This is a genomic window from Anaerotignum sp. (assembly GCF_030625865.1).
Taxonomy (GTDB): domain Bacteria; phylum Bacillota; class Clostridia; order Lachnospirales; family Anaerotignaceae; genus Chakrabartyella.
The window spans coordinates 12,546-34,948 of record NZ_DAOUQB010000012.1; the positions used below are offsets into that span (position 1 = coordinate 12,546).

General features: G+C 39.1%; 20 protein-coding genes and 1 pseudogene. 2 read left to right on the plus strand and 19 right to left on the minus strand.

All coding sequences use genetic code 11. From position 1 onward, the window contains the following. Nucleotides 1-598 precede the first annotated feature (598 nt). Nucleotides 599-1,465 carry a DMT family transporter gene (locus tag P9Q65_RS05035; protein ID WP_304508281.1) on the plus strand — a complete coding sequence of 289 codons (867 nt, stop codon included), beginning with the start codon at nt 599-601 and terminating at the stop codon, nt 1,463-1,465. Between the two features lie 237 nt (nt 1,466-1,702). Here the strand turns inward: P9Q65_RS05035 and P9Q65_RS05040 are convergent, their stop codons facing one another. The 3 genes from P9Q65_RS05040 to P9Q65_RS05050 all read right to left on the minus strand — a co-directional run bounded on the left by P9Q65_RS05040 (nt 1,703) and on the right by P9Q65_RS05050 (nt 6,710). Beyond that, complete coding sequence (locus tag P9Q65_RS05040; RefSeq protein WP_304508282.1) at nt 1,703-3,637, minus strand: 5'-nucleotidase C-terminal domain-containing protein; 1,935 nt, start codon at nt 3,635-3,637, stop codon at nt 1,703-1,705. 266 nt (nt 3,638-3,903) lie between these two features. Then, nucleotides 3,904-6,315 carry a M56 family metallopeptidase gene (locus P9Q65_RS05045; RefSeq protein WP_304508283.1) on the minus strand — a complete coding sequence of 804 codons (2,412 nt, stop codon included), beginning with the start codon at nt 6,313-6,315 and terminating at the stop codon, nt 3,904-3,906. Continuing rightward, a complete protein-coding gene (locus P9Q65_RS05050; protein WP_304508284.1) occupies nt 6,315-6,710 on the minus strand; it encodes a BlaI/MecI/CopY family transcriptional regulator in 396 nt (131 codons plus the stop codon). Before P9Q65_RS05050 ends, P9Q65_RS05045 begins: the two co-directional genes overlap by 1 nt. Nucleotides 6,711-6,851: 141 nt before the next feature. Here P9Q65_RS05050 and asnA point away from each other — a divergent pair, with 141 nt between their 5' ends. Next, nucleotides 6,852-7,859: an aspartate--ammonia ligase gene (asnA, locus tag P9Q65_RS05055; protein ID WP_304508285.1), complete on the plus strand. Its 1,008-nt coding sequence runs from the start codon at nt 6,852-6,854 to the stop codon at nt 7,857-7,859. Nucleotides 7,860-8,030: 171 nt separating this feature from the next. Here asnA and tnpA read toward each other — a convergent pair. From tnpA to P9Q65_RS05135, 16 genes and pseudogenes are all read right to left on the minus strand, one after another. Beyond that, nucleotides 8,031-8,313: pseudogene (gene tnpA, locus P9Q65_RS05060) on the minus strand (IS200/IS605 family transposase); the annotation flags it as partial. Nucleotides 8,314-8,450: 137 nt separating this feature from the next. Further along, nucleotides 8,451-8,924, minus strand: coding sequence for a hypothetical protein (locus P9Q65_RS05065; protein ID WP_304508286.1), 474 nt, complete (start codon nt 8,922-8,924; stop codon nt 8,451-8,453). Nucleotides 8,925-9,070: 146 nt separating this feature from the next. Then, nucleotides 9,071-10,270, minus strand: coding sequence for a pyridoxal phosphate-dependent aminotransferase (locus P9Q65_RS05070; protein WP_304508287.1), 1,200 nt, complete (start codon nt 10,268-10,270; stop codon nt 9,071-9,073). 496 nt (nt 10,271-10,766) lie between these two features. Beyond that, on the minus strand, nt 10,767-11,453 hold the full coding sequence (locus P9Q65_RS05075; RefSeq protein WP_304508288.1) for a V-type ATP synthase subunit D: 687 nt from the start codon (nt 11,451-11,453) through the stop codon (nt 10,767-10,769). Nucleotides 11,454-11,459: 6 nt separating this feature from the next. Beyond that, entirely contained in the window at nt 11,460-12,836 is a 1,377-nt protein-coding gene (locus P9Q65_RS05080) for a V-type ATP synthase subunit B (protein ID WP_304508289.1), read from the minus strand. Further along, the gene (locus tag P9Q65_RS05085; protein WP_304508290.1) at nt 12,833-14,608 is read right to left on the minus strand and encodes a V-type ATP synthase subunit A; all 1,776 of its coding nucleotides are present in this window, start codon (nt 14,606-14,608) and stop codon (nt 12,833-12,835) included. Before P9Q65_RS05085 ends, P9Q65_RS05080 begins: the two co-directional genes overlap by 4 nt. 24 nt (nt 14,609-14,632) lie before the next feature. After that, on the minus strand, nt 14,633-14,950 hold the full coding sequence (locus P9Q65_RS05090; RefSeq protein ID WP_304508291.1) for a V-type ATP synthase subunit F: 318 nt from the start codon (nt 14,948-14,950) through the stop codon (nt 14,633-14,635). After that, the gene (locus P9Q65_RS05095) at nt 14,943-15,920 is read right to left on the minus strand and encodes a V-type ATP synthase subunit C (RefSeq protein ID WP_304508292.1); all 978 of its coding nucleotides are present in this window, start codon (nt 15,918-15,920) and stop codon (nt 14,943-14,945) included. The genes P9Q65_RS05090 and P9Q65_RS05095 overlap by 8 nt, the downstream gene beginning before the upstream one ends. Nucleotides 15,921-15,934: 14 nt before the next feature. Next, nucleotides 15,935-16,495, minus strand: a complete 561-nt coding sequence (locus P9Q65_RS05100) for a V-type ATP synthase subunit E (protein WP_304508293.1) — start codon at nt 16,493-16,495, stop codon at nt 15,935-15,937. Between the two features lie 31 nt (nt 16,496-16,526). Further along, nucleotides 16,527-17,012, minus strand: a complete 486-nt coding sequence (locus P9Q65_RS05105; RefSeq protein WP_304508294.1) for a V-type ATP synthase subunit K — start codon at nt 17,010-17,012, stop codon at nt 16,527-16,529. Next, nucleotides 17,005-18,999, minus strand: a complete 1,995-nt coding sequence (locus P9Q65_RS05110; RefSeq protein WP_304508295.1) for a V-type ATP synthase subunit I — start codon at nt 18,997-18,999, stop codon at nt 17,005-17,007. Before P9Q65_RS05110 ends, P9Q65_RS05105 begins: the two co-directional genes overlap by 8 nt. Continuing rightward, entirely contained in the window at nt 18,986-19,312 is a 327-nt protein-coding gene (locus P9Q65_RS05115) for a hypothetical protein (protein WP_304508296.1), read from the minus strand. The genes P9Q65_RS05110 and P9Q65_RS05115 overlap by 14 nt, the downstream gene beginning before the upstream one ends. Nucleotides 19,313-19,970: 658 nt before the next feature. Continuing rightward, nucleotides 19,971-20,414: an NUDIX hydrolase gene (locus P9Q65_RS05120; protein ID WP_304508297.1), complete on the minus strand. Its 444-nt coding sequence runs from the start codon at nt 20,412-20,414 to the stop codon at nt 19,971-19,973. A gap of 51 nt (nt 20,415-20,465) precedes the next feature. Continuing rightward, complete coding sequence (gene hslO, locus P9Q65_RS05125; protein ID WP_304508298.1) at nt 20,466-21,344, minus strand: Hsp33 family molecular chaperone HslO; 879 nt, start codon at nt 21,342-21,344, stop codon at nt 20,466-20,468. Between the two features lies 1 nt (nt 21,345). Continuing rightward, nucleotides 21,346-22,104: a class I SAM-dependent DNA methyltransferase gene (locus P9Q65_RS05130; protein WP_304508299.1), complete on the minus strand. Its 759-nt coding sequence runs from the start codon at nt 22,102-22,104 to the stop codon at nt 21,346-21,348. Nucleotides 22,105-22,161: 57 nt separating this feature from the next. After that, a complete protein-coding gene (locus P9Q65_RS05135; RefSeq protein ID WP_304508329.1) occupies nt 22,162-22,383 on the minus strand; it encodes a small, acid-soluble spore protein, alpha/beta type in 222 nt (73 codons plus the stop codon). Nucleotides 22,384-22,403: the final 20 nt, after the last annotated feature.

Consider the following 22,403-nt stretch of genomic DNA (forward strand, 5'->3'; position numbering starts at 1 on the left):
CAGATCTGTTTAAAGATGTTCTGGCGTCAATCACCCAGAGTAATAAAACGATTTGCAAACTTCGTAATATCTATAAATGAGCATACCAATTTGAGTTGAACCGCAGTATAAATGAAACACAAATTGATGTAACAAAAGCAATGCACATCTTCATAGAGAGAGCCTCCAAAAACAATGGAGGCTCTTTTTTTGCCAACGACAAAACTGCTGGCCAAAATTCAGAAAAATCAGAAGTAAATTTATTTCCCAGCTTTTCATATTAATCTTGTGCGTGTATAATAGTCTGTACTAATTCTTATTTGAAATTATTTATGGACGAAGGGATCACCAGAAATGGCATTTTGTTCTGCAACAAAAATATATTTTTCCCCAACAGGTACAACAAAAAAATTATCAACGCTATTGCCAAAGGAACGGGGCTCGTTCAAAGGGGAACATTTCATTTAACCTTACCTAAAGTAATATCTAATATTGCTAGCGAAAAGTAAATTTAAGAAACAACCAAAATTATATCTGTAATTCCATACATAATTTTTACTGTAAAACAATTTATTTCACTGAGTAAAGCCACATCAAACTATTTTTTAGGAGGACCACTATGGCGAATAAACAAAAAGTATGGGGACTTGGATTTTTAACCGTTTTTTTATGGGCATCTGCCTTTCCCCTTACAAAAATCGTACAAGAACACTTTACTTCAAACCCTTTAGGCTTTCTGCGTTGCAGTGTTGCCGCAGTTTTACTGCTGATTATAGGAAAATTAAACCATATACATAAACCGAAAAAAGAAGATATTCCTTGGTTTTTTCTCTCCGGCTGTTTAGGGTTTACCCTTTACATGATTACATTTAATACAGGTATTCAAACCTTAACCTCCGCCACATCCAGCATTATTATTGCCATCACCCCTATCCTTACTGCAATCGTAGCGGCAAAGCTATACAACGAAAAAATACGCCCTGTCGGTTGGCTTTCAATTTTTATGGCCTTTGTGGGTGTGTTAATTCTACTCCTTTGGGAAGGTGTTTTTTCCATTAATATTGGTTTGATTTGGACAATATTTGCCTCCCTGGTTTTTTGTGGATACAATATTTTGAGTAGAAAACTTGGCCAAAAAGGCTATTCTTCTTTAGAAATTGTTACCTACAGTATGCTTTGTGGCGCAGTATTACTTGGGTTTTGGTCTTTTGAAGGTTTTCGGCAATTGACAACCTCCAATGCAAAGCATATTTGGGCTCTTGTATACTTAGGTGCCCTCCCAAGTGCTGCTGCATACTTTTTCTGGGGCAAAGCAATGTCCTTTGCAGAACGTACCAGTGAGGTAACCAACTTTATGTTTATCACCCCCCTTCTTTCCACAATTATGGGGTTCATTATTTTAAAAGAAATTCCAAATATGGGAACTTTTATTGGCGGTGGGATTATTATTATCAGTATTATTCTCTTTAACTTAAAGGGAAAATAATTTCTCCTAAGAAAGCTTATACGAACAAATTTTAAGGAACCCCTATTCCACCATGATAGAGGTTTTTTAAAACCAAACTGAAAAAAATATGCTCTTTTTTTACAAAAGTAATAATATAATAAGATAAAACAAATGTTTAAATCATTTTTTCAACCCTTTCTTCTTTCTTTCAAAAAGGACGGTCATTGCACAAAATGCAATGACCGTCTTAAAATTTTTTATTTTTTATGTAAAAAATTATTTCTTAATAATCAATTCCTGACCAACATAAATCTTAGCCGGATCTTGGATTTGATCCTTATTGTACTCATAAATTGTTTTCCACTCATTGCCGTCACCCAAAAGAGTTTTTGCAATCTTCCACAAGCTGTCGCCCTTTACAACCTTGTAAATATCTGTTGTCATCTGTGCGGGCTCTTTTTCGGGAACAACTTCAGTCTCTGTTACTGGTTCTTCAACCACTTCGGGTTCCGGTTTTACTTCAGGTTCAAGTCCCGGCTCTGGTTCAGGTTCAGTCGGAACAACAATGGGTTGTAAATCCTCAACAATTCTGCCCTGGGGCTTTACATACTCCGTTCCAATTACACCATCCATGGAATTAACATACTGAATCAAAGCCTCTGCATCAACAATACCTGTGTCCTGTTTAAAGGAACCCTGCGTCAAAGCATAGTATGTATCGCCCCCCTCAGCCTGAAAGCTATTTACCACAACCGTATAGTTCGCCTTAGGGTCGAAAGCCTTGCCGCCTACGCTAGTAATCGTCACACGACTGCCAGGTGCAGCAGGCGCATAATATGTGGAATCGGGATACTGGGCACCGTTTTGATATTCAACAGCAGTATTTACGGTATATTCTGCCCCTGCAATCTGGGGGAATCCACCCAGGGCTGTTGGCGTACAGAATGTAGAAGCCTCCAAAATTTCAAGAAGCTGAGCGCCGGTTACTGTTACCAATGTTACTGTATTTCCGTAGGGGAACACAGTATATAATGTATTCATGGAAATATCTCCTTTAGGAATGCTGGCGCGAATACCACCACCATTGGAAAGGGCAACATCAACGCTGATACCCAAATTCTGTTCCTCTGCATATTTTTTGCCCACATATAGGAAAGCATCTGCTGCAAAATCACCTAAATTGGTTTCCTCTGTACGAACACCAGGTTCTCTTTCACCATTCAAATCAACTTCTGATTTTGCAAAAAGACCAGCATAATATGCATCCACCTCTGCTTTATCCGCAGCTACCATTTTGGTTAGTTTTTCATCATATTTGCCGATATTTGTTGCATAATCTGCGGCACTCATCAGCTTTGCCGTTGCTTCTTTTGTTGTTTTATCAATAGCAACAGTGCCAACGTTTTCTAAATAAGAGCCTGTACTTACAATTAAAGTATCATTTACTTTTTCACCGCCATCCATTGCAGTATGACTATGTCCGTCAATCATAAGATCAATGCCCTTTACAGCCTTGGCAACATCAATAGAACGTCTTCCTGTGCTTTCATCGTCAACGCCCAAATGGGTCAACGCAATAATATAATCGCACCCTTTTTCCTTTAACGCATCAACCTCAGCTTGTGCTTTTTGTATCATTTCTGCCCCATCTAAGAAGTTCACGTCTTTTACACTACTGGGGCTGGACTTTGTTTGAGTTTCAGCTGTATCCAAACCAAATACGCCAATCTTCATACCACCCTTTTCCAAAACAATACTATCACCAAAATAAGGATTATCTGTACCTTTCTTCAGAATATTGGCATCAATAACCGGGATATTTCCTGCCTTTAATACAGCAACATTATCCAAAAGAGCATCAAAACCAAAGTCAAATTCATGATTACCCAAAGAAACCCCATCATACCCGGCAGAAGCAAGATACTCTGAAGCCTTAAGCCCCTTATCACGATTTACCAAGGTTGTCCCTTGTGAAAAATCACCAGCGTCCAAAAGAATAACGTCTGCACCTTGTGCGGCATAATAGTCCTTTAATCCTTTTACACCGGCAATCCCGATACATTTTTCTCCTGTTTGGTAATAACCATGCATATCGTTGGTATGGATTATAACCAACTTACCATCCATATCCCCTGCCAACGCAGGAACAGTCATGCCTAATACTATTGTCATGGACAACAGGAAAGATAAAACCTTTTTCCCAAGTTTCATACTACTCCTCCTTTTTCATTGGAAATATATTACTTTCTAATCATAACACTTTATTGGAAAAATGGGAACAGCCTTAACGTTTTTTTATTACACATATAACAAATATTTTACAAATTCCTTAGATATTTTATCTTTTTTCAACGAAAATAATATCCCTGCTATCAATAAAGCCAAAAGCCCAGATTGCAAAACTGACAGGTCAAATCCTGCAAAATGCAATTGGGCTTTTTTCTTATGCTCCCTTACGAAAGAGTTATACCAATCGGTTACATTTGTATAAACGAAATATATTTATTGACCTCTTGTATATCCTTTTCCTCCATATAAGAATTACCGTAAACCGTTATATTTGTTTTGTCATTCAAGTAAAAAATCAAATTTTGCATCAACAGCATTTGCATTTGTCTGGTATCATAGGAAATCATATCATTTGCAGCTCCAATGGTTCCTTTGCACATCTCTTTGATTGATGAGGTATACTCTGAGCCATCCTTTGCTTCCACCCATTCTACCAAATTCCATTTGTTATCCTTCCATTCAAAATCCAAACGGGAAGGAACACAACTTCCTCCACCTTCAATCAGCTGATATCCTAAATTAGGTGTCCGAAGAAAAGAATATCGGGTTAAACCAATAACTGCATAAACGGACAGCTTATCTTCTTTTTGAGAAATATGGCTAATTAAGGGAGCAAATATTTGTACTTCACGATTGCCCCCCTCCTCAGAAAAACGCTGCTCCATGGCATTATACACAGCCTTCATCACATCACTGTGTCTGGTAATGAGACCTTCCTTTGTTGCATTTTTCATTGGCAATAACCCGCTTTTTTCCAACGCCTCTGTATAGGTGCTTTCATCATATTGAAAAGGCAATACCGCCACAGAATCCAAAGCGCAATAGGCGACATACCATTGACTGGGTGTCATCTCCTCTAGCAAGGTAGGAATCGTGTCTGCCGACGTCTTTAGTAGCTCTAAGCATGCTGCCATCATAATATACCCTCTGGTATCATCGGGTTGACCTTGCCCAAATTGAATCAACATCTCCGACAAAGCGCCCTCTCCAAGTTTTAATAGCTCATCATATTTTCCATTATTCCTTAAAGTATCATAGGAAAAACTTTCCCCCATTTCCTCACCAATTTCATCCAGTAATCTACTGCATTCAATTTGTCTTAAAGAATAATCGGTATCCTCCGAAAATAGTTGTTCTAACTCATTCATAAAATTTCGGAAGGTACTCTCATCAACCGCCATACTTCTTAAATCTGTATCACCGAAATATTTCGCTGCATCCTCTCGGTCAAAATGCAATATTTGTTCCTCTCCCTTTGTATCAGTAATGGCATACTCAAAAAATGATGCATTATCAACCAACGCTAAAAAAGTCATTGCATCTTTCTCAAACCATCCATTTTGTGGAATTTCCCCACCTTGGTCCAAAAGTAAATACCGCCTTGCACCATAAGGCTTTTCGTTAGTAAATAATTCAATCCCCTCATTACTAGATGAAATCCCCTCAGGCAAGGTTAAATTACTAAGAATATCGCCTACACCACTATGATTTCCAATATAATCCAACTTGCATTGATATAGCGTCCCAATCTCATCCTCTTCAGCAGGAGTTTGAGACATTTGCTGCTTTTCTCCACAACCAACAAACGCCGTTCCACCCCACACTAACAAAAGTAAAAACAGCAGTAGCAAAGTCCCCCGCTTTTTCTTTTTCATATCAAAAATATGGTCAATTCGTACCTTCAACTCCTCTTTATTTCCATGAAACGCTGTAGAAAGAGGATTTGTTTGCCCACCTTGACGAATGCTGTCTAAAATAGTCAGCCCATAATCCTGTCGTTGGGATAACGAACATTTTTCCAAAACCAAACTGTCACAAGAATACTCGATGTCATGCTCAGCCAAACGCACCATCCAATGAACAAAGGGATTGAAAAAATGAATTCCCCTTGCAATAACCAGTAAAGCTTTGTACCATATATCCCGTCTTTTACAGTGTACCAGCTCATGCTTTAATATATAGCTAAGTTGCTCAGCCTTGTATTCTTCATGGTTCAAGTATATTTTTTGACGCAAAAAGCCTACACAAAGGGGGCTTGGAAGTATACCACAATAAAATATTTCCGGCCTCTTTTTGATATCCATTTCTCTGCAAGCATCATAGTAAACCTCTAAAACCTCTGCATCTCTAATACTTCGGCTATTTCTATTCAGGTTAAGTAAAAATCTGCGGTATTTTTGCCCTTGCCAAATAAAAGAAATAACCATGCCAAATAACCAGAGCACCCAAAGCCTTTCCCATATAGCATTAAGGGTTGTTGATAAACTTTCCATTTCGGATGGCTGACCCAACCCATTCTGTATTTTAACGCTATCAACCATGGGAAATGATACATCACTTAAAGCATCAACTTCCGTTGAAACCGGTTCTGTTTCGGCAATCGTTTGCATTCTCCCTTGTGGGGTAGGTATCTCCACAATAGGCTGAGAAGCAATAAAATGAAACGGTACAATTAGCCTTATGCCAATCACCAACCATAGAAAATATCTCCAAATAACGCCATATCGTTTTCCTAATAAGTGGGAAAGCAGTCCCAATATTAAAATTGCAACAGAGGTGAAAAAAGATATTTCCAACACATTTTGAAATAAAATATCCATTAATCCTTCCCCCCTGTTTTCTGATGGATATAGGCCGCTAACTCATCTAAATCATTCTTAGAAATCGCACAACTATCATAAAGAGAGGCAACTAGTTTTGTCAAAGAATTGTTATTTACCTTATCTAAAAATAGTTGATTTTCCAGCGCTAAATAAGTATCCTCTTCCACAATGGAAGTATAAAAACGATTTTTGCCCTCTTTATATGAGTCTAAAAACCCTCGGTCAATTAAACGATTTAATAATGTTTGTAAAGCCGAAATGTTCCAAGAACGTCTAATCTCCAAACGTTCTTTGATTTCCGAAGTAGAGAGTGTCCTTCCCTCATTCCAAATTACCTTCATAACCTCCAGTTCTGTATCTGGCAAACGAGAAATTTCCTTAGATTCTTTCATAATATCAACTCCTACAAATGTATGTTATATTTAAATAATACAATTGTAGGAGTTTCTTGTCAAGTATCATTTTACTTGAATTTACAATTTTTCTGTGTTATTCTAGAACAAGTAAAAAAAATAGGAAATGAGGATTCGTTTATGGGCAAAACATTTATCCCCGAGGGCTATCAGTCCGCCCTTACTTTATATGAAACACAAAATGCAATTGGTTTGATTCATCATCACTTTGAAGAAAACTTATCTCAAACATTAAACTTGAAAAGAGTTTCTGCACCTCTATTTGTTGATCCAGAAACCGGTTTAAACGATAACTTAAATGGCGTGGAACGTCCCGTTAGCTTTGAAGTACCCGCAACCGGTGTGACTGCTGAAGTTGTACATTCCTTAGCAAAATGGAAACGTATGGCATTATGGCGCTATGATTTTCGTCCAGGCAAGGGTATTTATACCAACATGAACGCAATTCGTCGGGATGAGGTTTTAGATAACCTTCATTCTATTTATGTTGACCAGTGGGACTGGGAAAAGGTAATCACCTCGGAAAAAAGAAACTTACAAGAGCTGAAATATACTGTACAGGGTATTGTAATTAGCATTTGTGATACTTTGGAAGTCATAAAAAAGAAGTATCCCCATATCACCACTGAACTTTGTAGAGAAGTAACCTTTGTTACTTCACAAGAATTAGAGGATAAATACCCTGATTTAACAGCAAAAGAAAGAGAAAATGCTTTTGTAAAAGAGCATAAAACCGTATTTATTATGCAAATCGGTGATGTTTTAAAATCTGGCAAGCCTCACGATGGCCGTGCCCCTGACTACGATGACTGGAAACTTAACGGTGATATATTATTTTATAATCCCGTTCTAGACTGCGCATTCGAAATTTCCTCTATGGGTATCCGTGTAGATTCAATCGCTTTAGATCAGCAATTACGCAAGGCTGGCTGCGACGATCGCCGTGGACTTCCTTTCCATAAAATGCTGTTAGAAGGCAAACTGCCTTGCACTATTGGTGGCGGCATCGGACAATCTCGCTTGTGTATGCTTCTTTTAGGAAAAGCCCATATTGGCGAAGTGCAGTCCTCCATTTGGGATCAGGAAACTTTTGATGCTTGCAATGCAGCGGGGATTACACTATTGTAAAAACACCAACTTATTGATAAACAATGCAGGTATACAACCACGCGTCAAACGCGTGGTTGTTCTTATGTGGGTATAGCCCTTTTCTCTTTGCATATGTGTAAACACATAATATAAGCCTGTCAACTGCATACTGTTCCTTGCGACCCTTAAAAGGACTTGCTTTTGGTAAACAAAATTGTTTAACATCATCGTACTACTTTTCCCTTTCAGATCCCCCATAAAACTTGATATTGTAATCTTTGGTGGTATCGCTAATAACATATGTATATGGTCTAGGCATACTTCGGCTTTTATAATCTTTTACTCCATTCCCAAAGCGTCCTCAAAAGCTTTCCTATTGCTTCTCTTTTTTCATAATAAAATATTTCCCTCCTGTATTTTTAGGTGCAAAAACTATGTGATATTTGCAATTCCGCTTTGAATGAGATAAACTATTTATGTCGTTAAGACCCATATTAAAACTCCCTTCGTCATTTTATTCTTTGCAGTTGGCTGACTACAAATTTTATTATAACGAAGGGGGTTCCTTTTACGCCTCATCACCGTAGGCTTTTATATAATTTGACTTATTTGTAGGATTTGGGTTGTTCATTAGTAGGAATCATTGCTTTGGTTAGCCCGCGGCGTCCCACCATTACCAAGTAACTCAGCCAGTTTCATATACGTTGCTGCAGCTTCCCACTGACCGATTTCACCATGACTGGTGCCCAGACGCAAACATACAAAACTGCATTCTCCACCATCCAGTCTAAGTGCATTTTCAAACCAAAAAATAGCTTGCTTCCATGCATGTCTTTTATAAAAATATTCCCCCAAACTAGTACATACCTCTAGTGAGGGTGCCTCCTCTTCTGCGCAGGTAATTAATAACTGATAGCCCTCATCATCAAGTTCCTTTCCTCGTAATCGTCCCATAAGCTGTCTGGTGCGAAGCGCACGCTGCTCCGTTTCCTCTTCCCCTTGATCCAGAAGTATAATTGCATCTGCCAAAGGTCTAATATACTGTAAACATTGAGAAAGTACCTCGTCATTTTCAATTGTTAAATATACACCGATGGAACTCAATCCCATCACCCCCTGCCATTTAATTATATGCAGGGACAAATTTCAGCGTTCTAAAAACATAAAAACACCCCTTTTGTAGATTTTTTATCTAACAAAAGGGGTGCACTTCATTTTTGGAAATATTTTTTTATTTCATAAATAAAATTTTATTTATGGCCTGCAGCCTTATATGCTTCAATACCTTTGCCTAATAATTCGATACCTCTTGCCATATCATCAGCATTTAGGATATAAGCAATACGCAGTTCGTTCTTGCCCAAGCCAGGTGTAGCATAGAAGCCTTCAGCAGGAGCATACATAACTGTTTCGTTGTTTTCTCTGAATTCTTTCAACAAGAATACTAATAAATCTTCCGCATTTTCAACGGGCAACTTACAAGTAATGTAGAAAGCACCACCAGGTTTTTCACAAACAACGCCAGGGATTTTCTTAAGTGCTTCATAGGAAACATTTCTTCTCTTTTCATATTCAGCTCTAACTTCACCAAAGAAGGAAGGATCCAATTTGTAAAGAGCAGTTGCACCAACCATTTCCAATGTAGGGCAGCAAAGTCTACCCATAGCAATTTTCATAACATTTGCCATAAGATCCGCATTTTTGGAAATTAAGCAACCAATACGAGCACCGCAAGCGGAGAATCTCTTAGAAATAGAGTCAATAATGATAACTCTGTCAGCTACATCTTCGTACTGACCAAAAGATGTCATTTCTCTGCCGTCATATGCAAATTCTCTGTAAACTTCATCAGCCAAAATCCAAAGATCATGCTTCTTAGCAAAATCACAGATAACTCTCATGTCTTCTCTGGAGAGAATGCAACCTGTAGGATTACCAGGGTTAACGATGGAAATCATTTTTGTCTTTTCAGTTACAGCAGCTTCCAATCTGTCCATATAAGCATATTTGTAGCCTTCTTCAGCGTATGTTGTTACAGGCTTAATTACGCCGTCAGCAGCCTGAATGAATGTCAAATAGTTTGTGTAATATGGCTCAGCCACAATTATTTCATCACCAGGGTTAATTAAGGACAAAAATACCAAAGTCAAAGCTTCGGAACCACCGCTTGTAATTAAAATGTCTTTTCTGTCTAAATTCATATCAAAGGTTTTAAAGTAGTCAATGATAGAATCTTGCAATTCAGGAAGTCCTGGAGATTCAGCATAAGCCAAAACCTTCTGGTCAAAACCTTTAATTGATTCCATAAATACAGAAGGTGTTACGATGTCAGGTTGTCCAATATTCAGATGATAAATTTTAGCTCCCTTTGCCTTTGCCTCTGCAGCCATAGGATTAAATTTTCTGATAGGGGAATTCTGCATCGCTTGTACTCTGTCAGATAATTTCATTGTTTTTCACTTCTCCTTCATCATTTTTCATCATTTAATATGTGTTGTTCATAGGATGGATATACATTGCAATTATTTTATTGAACTAAAAAAAGAACCAGCTCTCATTTATTGTTCAATAATCCCACAACAACTGCTTAAACCACACCTATTTGCACTTTTAGTATACCACTTTTCGTAATAAAAACAATACTTATAGTGAATTTTTCTACAATATTTAGAATTTTTGGTTGTTTTTAGTATGAATTTTTCATTATAAAAAACTAAATTGCATATAAATTGTATGGTGCTATTTTATTTTCCATTATAACTTTTCATTTTAACAAGCTTATTAACAAAAATTGACTATTCTATCGTCTTTTTTAACAAATTTTGAAGAAAATGCTTCAAATAATAATTCACAAAAAATTTTTTTTAAAGGCTAATAGTACTTTATGTAAACAAAAAAGCTTAAATAAATTTTTAGCCCCATACAATATCTGCATGGGGCTTTCTTCTATGAAACACTTTCTTTTTCAGCTTCCGCTTCACGTTTTTTCTTTTCTTCCAATGCTTTTTTCAAAACTAAATCTTTGACTTTCATCATTCTCGTCGTTCCTGCGCGTTCATTTTCTTCCAATTTCATAGTAATATACTTAATTGTCTCCTGATAATTAGGAATCATAACGTTTTCCAAGGCATTTACACGACGACGTGTACGTTCAATTTCCTGTGCCAAAAGCTGGGCAGTTTTTTCACTCTCAGCTAAGCGCAGTAATGGTTCCATTGCGTTAGAAAAAGAAAGCATTGCGCTGTCTAATTCTCCTGAAGAAAAGGCAAGTCCATAAGGATAAATATCTCCGCTGCTTTCTTCCGTCTGAAAGTCAAAAACAGGTACATTTACACTCATAATATTCTTTTTTGCAACTTTTACAGCGACAGTTTGTTGGGGTATCATCAAAGATTCACCCAAAATACTTTCGCTTAAAACTGCTCTTGCAATGATAAAATCTTTATAAGCATTTTCCAATGCCTCTTCTGCTTTTTCACGCAAAAGTTTATTTTCCCGTACGATATTTAAGAACTGCTTCATTAGCTCATCCAGCTTATCTTTCAACAACTTATGACCCCTTGTTGCTGTCTTAAGTTGCTGTTTTAATCTAGACATTTCCATACGGGTAGGGTTGACATTCAATCTAGCCACGACTCATCACTCCCCGTCTGCCAAATATTTTTCCAGATATTCATCACGAATACGCTTCAGCTCGCTCTTTGGCAACATACGAAGCAACTTCCATCCGGTTTCCAGCGTCTGTTCAATGGTTCTGTCGGTTCTAAAGCCCTGAGAAACATATTCCTTTTCAAACTCATCTGCAAATTTTGCATAAATTAAGTCAATATCTGATAAAGCGGATTCACCCAAAATTGCCATCAACTCTTTTGCATCCTTACCACGAGAATAGGCCGCAAACAACTGGTTCATTGTATCAGCATGGTCTTCTCTGGTCTTGCCTTTACCAATACCTTTATCCTTCAAACGGGAAAGGGATGGCAAAACATTGATAGGAGGCTGAATTCCTTTTTTATACAAATCACGGCTCAAAATAATCTGACCCTCAGTAATATACCCTGTTAAGTCAGGAATGGGATGAGTCTTATCATCTTCTGGCATGGTTAAAATAGGGATCATTGTAATGGAGCCCTCTCTGCCTTTCATACGTCCGGCACGTTCATACATAGTTGCAAGGTCAGTATACAGATAACCAGGATAACCACGACGACCGGGAACTTCCTTCTTTGCCGCAGATACTTCACGAAGAGCCTCTGCGTAGTTTGTAATATCTGTTAAGATAACCAAAACGTGCATCCCTTGTTCAAATGCCAAATATTCTGCTGCGGTTAACGCCATACGAGGTGTACAAACACGTTCTACCGCAGGGTCATTTGCAAGGTTTACGAATACAACGGAACGGTCAATGGCTCCGGTTGCTTTAAAGTCATTGATAAAGAATTCCGCATCTTCAAAGGTAATACCAATCGCCGCAAAAACTACGGCAAACTTGGAATCTGTGCCACGAACTTTTGCCTGACGGGCAATCTGTACCGCCAAGTTTGCGTGAGGCAAACCAGCACCTGAGAAAATAGGCAATTTCTGACCACGTACCAGTGTGTTCAAGCCATCAATGGCAGAAACACCTGTCTGAATAAATTCTGCAGGATATTCTCTAGCTGCAGGGTTAATAGGAGCACCGTTAATATCCAATCTTTTTTCAGGAATAATTTCAGGACCGCCGTCAATAGGCTTACCCATACCACTGAATACACGGCCTAAAATGTCAGGGGACACACCAAAGTCCAAGCTTTTACCAAGGAAACGTACTTTGCTTTCCGCAAGGTTAATTCCTGTTGCGCTTTCAAACAACTGCACCAAGGCGGTATCGCCGTTTACTTCCAACACTTTACATCTTCTAACTTCGCCACTTGCCAGCTCAATTTCGCCAAGCTCATCATATTTTACGCCTTCAACACCTGTCACAAGCATAAGGGGGCCGGCAACTTCTTGAATCGATCTATATTCTTTTATCATAATTCATCTGCCCCCTTACTGATTAACTCGTTGATTTCCAATTTAATATCCTTTTCGATTTCATCATAGCTCTTGTCAACATTAAGCTCTTCCACATACTTTGCACGACCAATACGTTCGATTACATCAATCTTTGTAATTTTCTGAATAGGTACACCTGCCTTAATTGCCGCTTGTGCTTCATGATAGAACGTCAAAATCAACTTTAACATTCTATACTGCTTATGCAAAGAGGTATAGGTATCCACTTCATGGAAAGAGTTCTGATGCAAAAAGTCCTCACGAATAGAACGTGTTGTTTCAAGAATTAATCTATCACCATGAGATAAGGAGTCAACACCAACCAACTGAACAATTTCCTGTAATTCTGCTTCCGTCTGTAAAAGTCGCATTGCTTCCGTACGGTGTTCAGAAAAATCAGGATGTACATTAATGTCAGACCATTCATCCACTCTATCTTGATACAAAGAGTAACTTGTCAACCAGTTGATTGCAGGGAAATGGCGCTTATATGCCAAAGAGGCATCAAGACCCCAGAATACTTTAACAATACGCAATGTAGCTTGAGATACAGGCTCAGAGGTATCACCACCGGGAGGAGATACTGCACCGATCGCTGTCAATGTACCAATTCTTTCTTCACTGCCTAAAGACACCACACGGCCTGCTCTTTCATAGAACTGGGCCAATCGAGAACCCAAGTAAGCAGGATAACCTTCCTCACCGGGCATTTCCTCCAAACGACCGCTCATTTCTCGAAGTGCTTCTGCCCAACGGGAAGTAGAATCAGCCATCAGGGCTACGCTGTAACCCATGTCACGGAAAAATTCCGCAATGGTAATACCTGTATAAATAGATGCCTCACGTGCCGCAACGGGCATATCAGAGGTATTTGCGATCAAAACGGTTCTTTGCATCAAAGACTCGCCGGTACGAGGGTCTTTCAATTCAGGGAACTCATTCAAAACGTCAGTCATTTCATTACCACGTTCACCGCAGCCGATATAAACAACGATATCCGCATCCGCCCATTTTGCAAGCTGATGCTGTGTTACTGTTTTACCACTACCAAAAGGCCCGGGAATGGCAGCAACACCACCCTTTGTAATTGGGAAAAATGTGTCAATAACACGCTGACCTGTTACCAAAAGGGCGTCCGGAGTCTTTTTGACTTTGTAAGGTCTCTCTCGACGTACAGGCCATTTTTGCATCATTGTTACAGCAATGTCCTTGCCTTTTTCATCGGTTACAATACAAACCGTTTCCTCAATGGTAAATTCGCCAACATAAATCTCTTTTATCTTGCCCTTTACACCGTAAGGAATCATAATCTTACATACTACAACTGCTGTTTCTTGTACAGTACCGATTACGTCCCCAGCTTCCACGGCATCGCCGTTCTGCTTTGTGGGCTCAAATTTCCATTTTTTTTCACGATCCAAAGATTTTACTTCAATACCCTTCTGGATATTCGTACCACTGGCTTCATATAACTTCTCCAGTGGACGCTGAATACCGTCATAAATAGTGGAAACCAATCCTGGACCCAATTCAACGCTCATTGGCATTCCTGTGGAAACAACTTCTTCGCCGGGACCAAGGCCTGAGGTTTCTTCATATACCTGAATGGATGCTTTATCACCATGCATTTCGATAATTTCACCTATAAGGTGTTTATCGGATACACGCACCACGTCAAACATATTGGCGTCTCTCATACCTTCCGCTACTACCAACGGCCCCGACACCTTTACTATCGTGCCTGTTTTCATATGCTCATTCACCTACAATCGTATTTATTCACTAAACAATATATCCGCACCAATCGCTCGTTTTGCCGATTCTCTTACTTCATTCATACCCAAGCCCATGCTTCCGCCAATACCGGGAATCACAATAATTGCAGGCAATTCAAAGTCCTTATATTTTGCAATACTTTCTTTCGCCATCAAACTAGCTTGTTCTGTGATATAAATGATCGCATAATCTTTTTCTGCCAAATTATGGATTGTCTTTTTCACCTCGTCTGCATTATATGCAGGGAAAATATCCATCCCAAGGGCGAGGAAACCCATAATACTGTCTTTATCGCCAATAATTCCAACTTTAGACATATGCTTCTCTCACCCTTTCTTTTATGATGGCTGCGTCTATGTTTTGCATTTTACAAGTCATGATGATGCGAATGCATTTCGCTTCGGTTTCTTTGGCTAAAATAAACGCCATAACCGGTTCAGGAGTCAAAGTTTTATATTTCGCATCTTTGATATACTCCATAAGGTAATCATCACAAGCTTTTTCAAAAGCCGTAAAACCCTGATCCATATACTCTTCGCAAAGGGAACCATACGGTGTTTCCTTTAGAACTGCCACTGGGGAATCACTTCGGAACGCTCTGGACAATAACTCAAGCCCAATACTGCCCCCCGGTACAAAGCTTTCCTCTAAAACCTGATAGTCTCTATCCATGGTTTTCACTCGTAAAAGTGTTTTCAGATTTGTAATATCCGCCAGCATCTGCACATACTTAGAAACATAGGCATTTCCCAGTTTCTTTGCTGCCTTTTCCATGGTGGAAAAGCAGGCCTTATCAAGAATGGTATCAATATATCTTCCGTTACGTGTTTTTGCGTACATGCTAACTGCTTCTTCCACAGCTTCCCCATCAATATTAGGTAGTTCCACATAGTTTCTTTCCCGCAAATTCTTACGCAGTGTTTCTATTGGAATTGTTCCGCCTTGGATTAAAAACTTTTTGCCGTTTACCTTGGATACTTCCTCCTTCAGTAAAACCTTTATGTTATGGTAATCGTTTTTATAGAGGAAAATATCAACAAGTGTTTCCTGGGGAATTAATCCATCCACCGCCTGATATGTTTCCTCCAGATGATTGCCAATCATCCGCTCAAAATCATGAGCATCTTTAACTTGGGTTTTTCCGTAGGCACTGTCAGACAAAATACGCAAAGCTTCATCGACCGTTTTTGCATCTGCCATCTGCATCAGCTTTTGCTTTGTCATCAAGGAATTTTCCATAGAACGTACACTGGCCACAGCGAAAGGGTAAATCTTATTTTTTGACATCAAGAATCCCCTCCCTAAAATAAAATTTTTGCAGCTATTTGTCTAATCTCTTCTTGCTCCACCGCGATAATGGATTCAAAAGAATAGTTATATTCAATATCTCCATTTTTCACAATAAACCCACCATCAATTTCTCTGCTTTGTTCTGAAAGAACAAACCCTTTTTCTTTAATAACATTTGCAAGGCGTTCCTTATCCTTTTCAGAAACAATAATTTCTGTGCCTTTTTCTTTATCCAAGCCCACAAGCATTCCGCCTATTGTTTCTGCATACTGTACATCGGGTAAGGTTTCCAAGCGCTTCTTTGCCTCAGCAATAACATCCTCTAGAATGCCTTGCTTTTCTTGTAAAATTGCAATTTTTCCTTGAAGCTCTGCGCCAGAAATAGCTTTTGCTTTAACTTTTTCCGCTTCAGCCTCCGCATTTTTTTTCAAAGCTTCACTTTCCCGCTTTGCTTTTTCTTGGGCTGCCTTTAAAATTACATCCACTTCCAAATTGGCTTTTTCTTTGATCGCCTTTGCTTCCGCATCTGCCTTCTCTATGATTTTATCGATTATAATTTTACCGTCATTCATAGGAGTGCGCCTCCTTTTCTTTCAAGCTTCATTATACCTGGATGCTGTTGAGCATCAGGAAGGAAACGAGCAGAGCCAATACCGCATATGTTTCAACCATCGCTGCAAAAAGCATACCTTTTGCCAATTCACTGGGCTTCTTGCCAACCAGCATAATACCAGCCGCTGCAGCTTTTCCCTGTGCAATACCAGAGAAGATGCCTACTAAGCCAATGGGTACAGCTGCTGCAAAAATACCAGCCCCTTGAATCATTGTTAAATCAATCATTCCATTGCCACCCAAAAGTCCGACTTTAACCATTACCAAGAAAGCGATCAACAAACCGTAAATACCCTGTGTACCAGGAAGGGCCTGCAATAACAAAACCTGCCCGAATTTGTTAGGATCTTCAGAAACAACGCCCGCTGCCGCTTCACCTGCAACACCAACACCAATCGCACTGCCTATACCTGCAAGAGCAGCAACTGCCGCACCTGACAACGCTAAAAATTCGCCACTGAATAAACTCTCAACCATGATTCTTCTCCTCCTTGAGTATCTTGATATATTTCGTTTTTCTTTCAAAAGGTGCAAAAGGTCTACCGCCGCCGGTATAGAATTTTCCAAAAAACTCTACATACTGCAATCTGCAAGAATGAACAAAAGCCCCCAGTGCATTGATTGCAATATTAAATATTGTACCGAACACAAATGCGATAAGAAGAACAATTGCGCCTTTTATCCCGCCGCCTGCTAAAGAACCTAAGGTATTGATTACCTTTGCAACAACACCTGTTGCTAAGCCCAAGGCAAGAAGTCTGGAATAAGAAAGAACATCTGATAAATAACCGGTAATACCGTAAAGGCTACCAAGCCCACCGGTGATTTTACCAAAAATACCTTTTTTATTTCTGCCGCCAGTCAGTAAGATACCCACTGCACCTACAATAGACATTCCTTTGCCTACTGTTACCATTGCAGCACCTACGCTGCCGCCTAAGCCATACAGAACTAACCCAATTAATAATAAGTACCAAAGACCAATGTCAAACAACGCATCCAAAGGACGGCCATCTCTGATGGACATATAAGCCTGAAGCCCCATACCAACAAATAAATGAATCGCACCCAATATGAGGGAGAAAATCAATAATTTCATTGGTTCTGTCAAAGGATCAAACCAAATCGGTTTAATCACAAAATCCGTATCAAACAGCGTTTTCGCCGCTACTGTAAAGAAATCGCCGAACCATCCACCAAATAGGGCACCCCACATAAAAGTGGATATACCACAGTAGAAAAACATTTTTATCATACGATATGTCATGCCTTCTAACTTAAATTTTTTCAACAAAATCCAACAACCTACCGCTATAATAATACCGTAAGCCGCATCACTAAGCATCATACCAAAGAAAATAAAATAAAACGGTGCCAAGAATTTTGTTGGGTCTATATCGTTTCTTGATGGTAGGCTATACATATGAGTAACTGCCTCAAATGGAGTGGAAAATCCGCCGTTGTGAAGACAAACCGGAATCTCTTCATCCACCTCAGGTTCTGTAATTCTGTAATAAAACTCAAATCTGTTCAAAAGCTCTTCTACTTCAGCCTGTGCATTTTTGGGCATCCAGCCATCAAAGTAAAAAACCATTTCCGTACTCAGCATGTCGCCAACGATTTTTGCTCTGTCTCGGCGCATATTCAAACTGTCATAAAGATACTCGATATTCTTTTTTGCTGCCGACAAATCCGATAATATTCTTGTATTTGCAAGAATCTTTTCTTGAATTTCTTCTATTTCAATTTCGTATTGTTTCAAGGCTTCCTTGGGCGTTCCCTTTTGCTCCGCAAAAGAGATGGGGTTAAAGGCAAATTCTCTAAGCGCTTCATTTACCTGTTCCCGTTCCTCTTTTAAGCAGATAATAGATATGTAAATCTGCTGTACATCTGCGCTAACTTGCTGCACAACTGCTGAGGGAGCTTTTTCCAATACTCTCTGCAATAAATCTTCAAACTTCGTTTTACTGCTTACCGTTCCAAGAATTACTGCGGAAAATTCTGTTTCTTTCATTTGCAAAGGCAAGTCTAGGCTTTCCCAAGGCTTTAGCCCTGCAATAATACCCTTTAGGCGATTCACTTCGTTTTGCCCATCTGTAATTTGCTTATAGCTCATAACCGCCGCGTCCACATTCATTTCCGTTTCCGTTTTTGTTCGATCCATATGCTCAGTGAATTCTTTACGAACAAGTTCTTCACGAACTTGGAATAAGGGCTTTTTCTGTGTATCAAAGCGGTTAATCGCCTCAATTGCAGTACTAACACGGGCGATATCTGCTTCCAAACGTGAAACATCCGCACTGTTACTGGTTCTAAAAATATCAGGCATCCATTCCTCATCATTCACGACGCCTTCTTGAGAATTGATTTCCACAACACCCAGATGCATTAACTCGTGAATAAAAGGAGTCCGCCCACTATTTAGACCAATGACAGTAAGCTTTCGCATCTCAACGACTGCCATACGCTCCCACAACCCTTCCGATTACTGCCTGAACAGCGTCTTCTTTCTTTTGTGCCGCTTGTTCCCTGATTTTTAAACAAGCATTTTCCGTATCCTTTTGGATGTTCTGGATTTCGACGCGGCTTTCTTCATCCGCTTGTTTGGCAACAAGCTGCATCAATTCTTTTCCTTGTTGTTGCACCTGTTGCAAAAGCACTTCCCTTTGTTTCTGCGCATCTTTTTTCAAAGCCTCCGCGTCTTCTGTGGCCTGCTTTATGATCTGACCAGCCCGCTCTTCAGCCTCTACGATGCTTTTCAGGATCTCATAAGCCATTACCATCACCTCTCTTATTTACAACTTGACCAACAAATTGTATAGTATGCACTTCCTTGGGGAAAAAGACCTTTTTGTTAAACTTATAACACTTCTTTTTCTAAAAAAAGAAAAGGGTCTCCTTGCAATTTTGGCTGATTTTTTCATAATCCATGAAAAAACGAGCTCCTTTTTTGTAGAAACATAACTAAAACCATAGGTTTTTTTATGACTTCCCCCAGTATGTATTAAATCTAAAACATACCTCAGTCTAAATAATAAAAGATTTACCTTGTATTGTCAATAACCCATTATCTCTCAGTAATACAGTAATATTTTATCGTTTGTTAAAAAAATTGTTAAATTAAAATCAGTGTGTTTTTTATGATATAACCTTTCCATTGATATTTACAGGCTTTGCGAATGGTCATTTGCATGCAATTTATTAGTACCCAAAACTTTTAATTAGCAATTTAAACACGTCTATAATTTTTCAATTATCAATATCGCACAAATAAATTTAACTTTTTTTGTGCAATATTATGTATATCTTTTTCCATCTATACTCTTTTAACAGTTTTTCAATGAAATATATTTCATTCTTTTCGTGAAATTATCAAGTTTTGTCCCTCATGTGCAGAAAATTCACAAAAAATAGGCTTAGATTTCCAATCCAAACCTAACCTTCTTTTTCTAATTTTTCCTTCTTCTCTCTTTCAAAAGCACGGAGTACGTCTCTTTTCATCCAACTTGGCAGTTCACTGCTGTTGATTTCTTCCTTTGTCATCCAAAAATATGCTTCATGTTCATTGCTCAAAACCACATCCCCAGCCCTCCAACTGCAAGCAAATGTAAAAATACACAAATGAATATGATTCTTGATTACATCAAAAAGTGAAACAGGTTCGCCCACAAATACGTCCAAATTGGTCTCTTCTTTTATCTCTCTCTGTAGACCATCTTGACTGCGCTCATAAAAATGCAGACCACCGCCGGGTAAATCCCATTTCTGGTGGTTGTTCATATAACTGCATTCCATCTCGTCTCTTGATCTTTGTAACACCAAAACCCTTTCATCTTTCACAATAACTGCCTTTACTGCCACCGCAAAATCTCGTTTCATGGGCACACCTCCTCCCTATGCATCAAAAGTTTAATCTCCTAATTAAAATTCTCACTTTGCCTCTTCCAACAGCTTCCTTAATTCTTCCTCAGTAAAATCATACTCTTTCCCACAGAAATGGCAGTGTAAATTTGCCTTTTTGTCCTCTTGGACAACCTTTTCCAATTCTTCCTTACCAATGCTGATTAACGCTTTTTCCACCCGCTCTTTGGTGCAATTACAATAAAACTCCGTAGGCACCTTGTCTAAAATCTTCATATCCATTCCCTCAAGAATCATTTCTAAAATTCCCTCAGGTGTTTGCCCCATATCCAATAAATCCGTAAAATAGGGAATGGTGTTCAAGCGATTTTCCAGCTGAGAAATCACTTCTTCCGTTGCATCAGGTAGAAGTTGAATGATAAACCCTCCTGCACAGCGAATAGAGGTATCCGTATCCACCAAAACACCTAAACCTACTGCCGATGGTGTTTGCTCAGACTGGGCATAGTAATATGTTAAATCCTCGGCAATTTCTCCGGAAACAAGTTGAATACGGCCTGCATAAGGCTCTTTTAAGCCAATATCCTTAATAACACTCATATATCCTTGTCCAATGGCACCGCTTACATCCAATTTTCCGGGATATTTTGAAGGAATATCCACACCGGGGTTAAATACATAACCTTTTACTCTGGAATGGCTGTCAGAGGTTACCACTGCCCCTTTTAAAGGCCCCAGCCCTCTGATTTGAATGGTCACCAAGTCCTTTTCCCCTTTTAACATACTTCCCATCATTGCTGCGGCAGTCAATAATCTTCCCAATGCTGCTGAAGCCACAGGGGACGTATGATGTACTTCTCTGGCATGCTGAACCATTTCCCCTGTCGTAGCAGCAAAAGCTCGTATGGTTCCTCCTGCCGCTGTCGCTCTTACAATATAATCACCCATTTTACTTTTCCTCCTTTAGCTGCGCCACAAAAAAATAGCGTTGGCTATCCTCTTTTGTTCGCTCAAAACTATACCCATCGTATACATTCAATAATTCAAAATCATTTTCTTTCAGGCATTTTTTTACTTCTTCCAAAGAATATGCCCTTTCATAATGATATTCCTCTACACGCTCATAGGTCTCTTTATTTTTTTGACGTATAAAAAAGCTAACATAGTATTCGTTGATTCGTTCTTCTTCATCAAAGGAATTTTCCCAAAAATATGCAGCATCTTCCGTCATTGCCGCATAAGTCTTTTCACCCAAAGCTTCCTTAAATTTGTATTCTGTATTCATATCAAAAAGGAACAGACCATTTGGATTTAAATGCCTTTTTACAGCAGAAAAAGCGGCGGAAAGTTCTCCTTCCTCCGTCAAATAATTTAAAGAGTCACATAAACTCAATATACAGTCCACCTGATATGGCAAAGACATTTCCACCATATCCTGACAAAAAAAGGGTATGGAAAGACCCTCGGAAAAAGCCTTTCTTTGTGCCTCAGCCAGCATTTCCTCGGAAATGTCAACACCAAAAACAGAAAAGCCCGCCTTTGTTAAAGGAATGGTTACGTTTCCTGTACCACATCCCAGATCAATGACGCTTTCCGGTATTTTATCAAGCCTTTTCCATAGATCTTGTATATATTGCACCCACTCATTGTAGTCTATTTCATCCATAAATTTATCATATACCGAGGCAAAGCACTCATAAGCTTCCATTTTCGTTACTCCCAAACCGCAATTATCTCTAAATTTACCATTATTTTCTCATTATTATTATAACTTTTCCTCGGATGTATTGCAAGGGGTTTTGGTCTTTGCAGCCGTCTCCCTCTTTTTCTTTCCCATAATTCCACCAATACGCCCGCTTTCCTTTGCCGTGAGGCCTTTCCACCCCACCTGTTCCACTTTTTCCAACAAGCCCAGTTCCTCTGCAATTTCGTACTTCATAGCAATGTCTCGCTTTTGTGCTTCCGTTAGTTCTTTTTTTTGACTCATCATAAATCCCCCTTTTATTT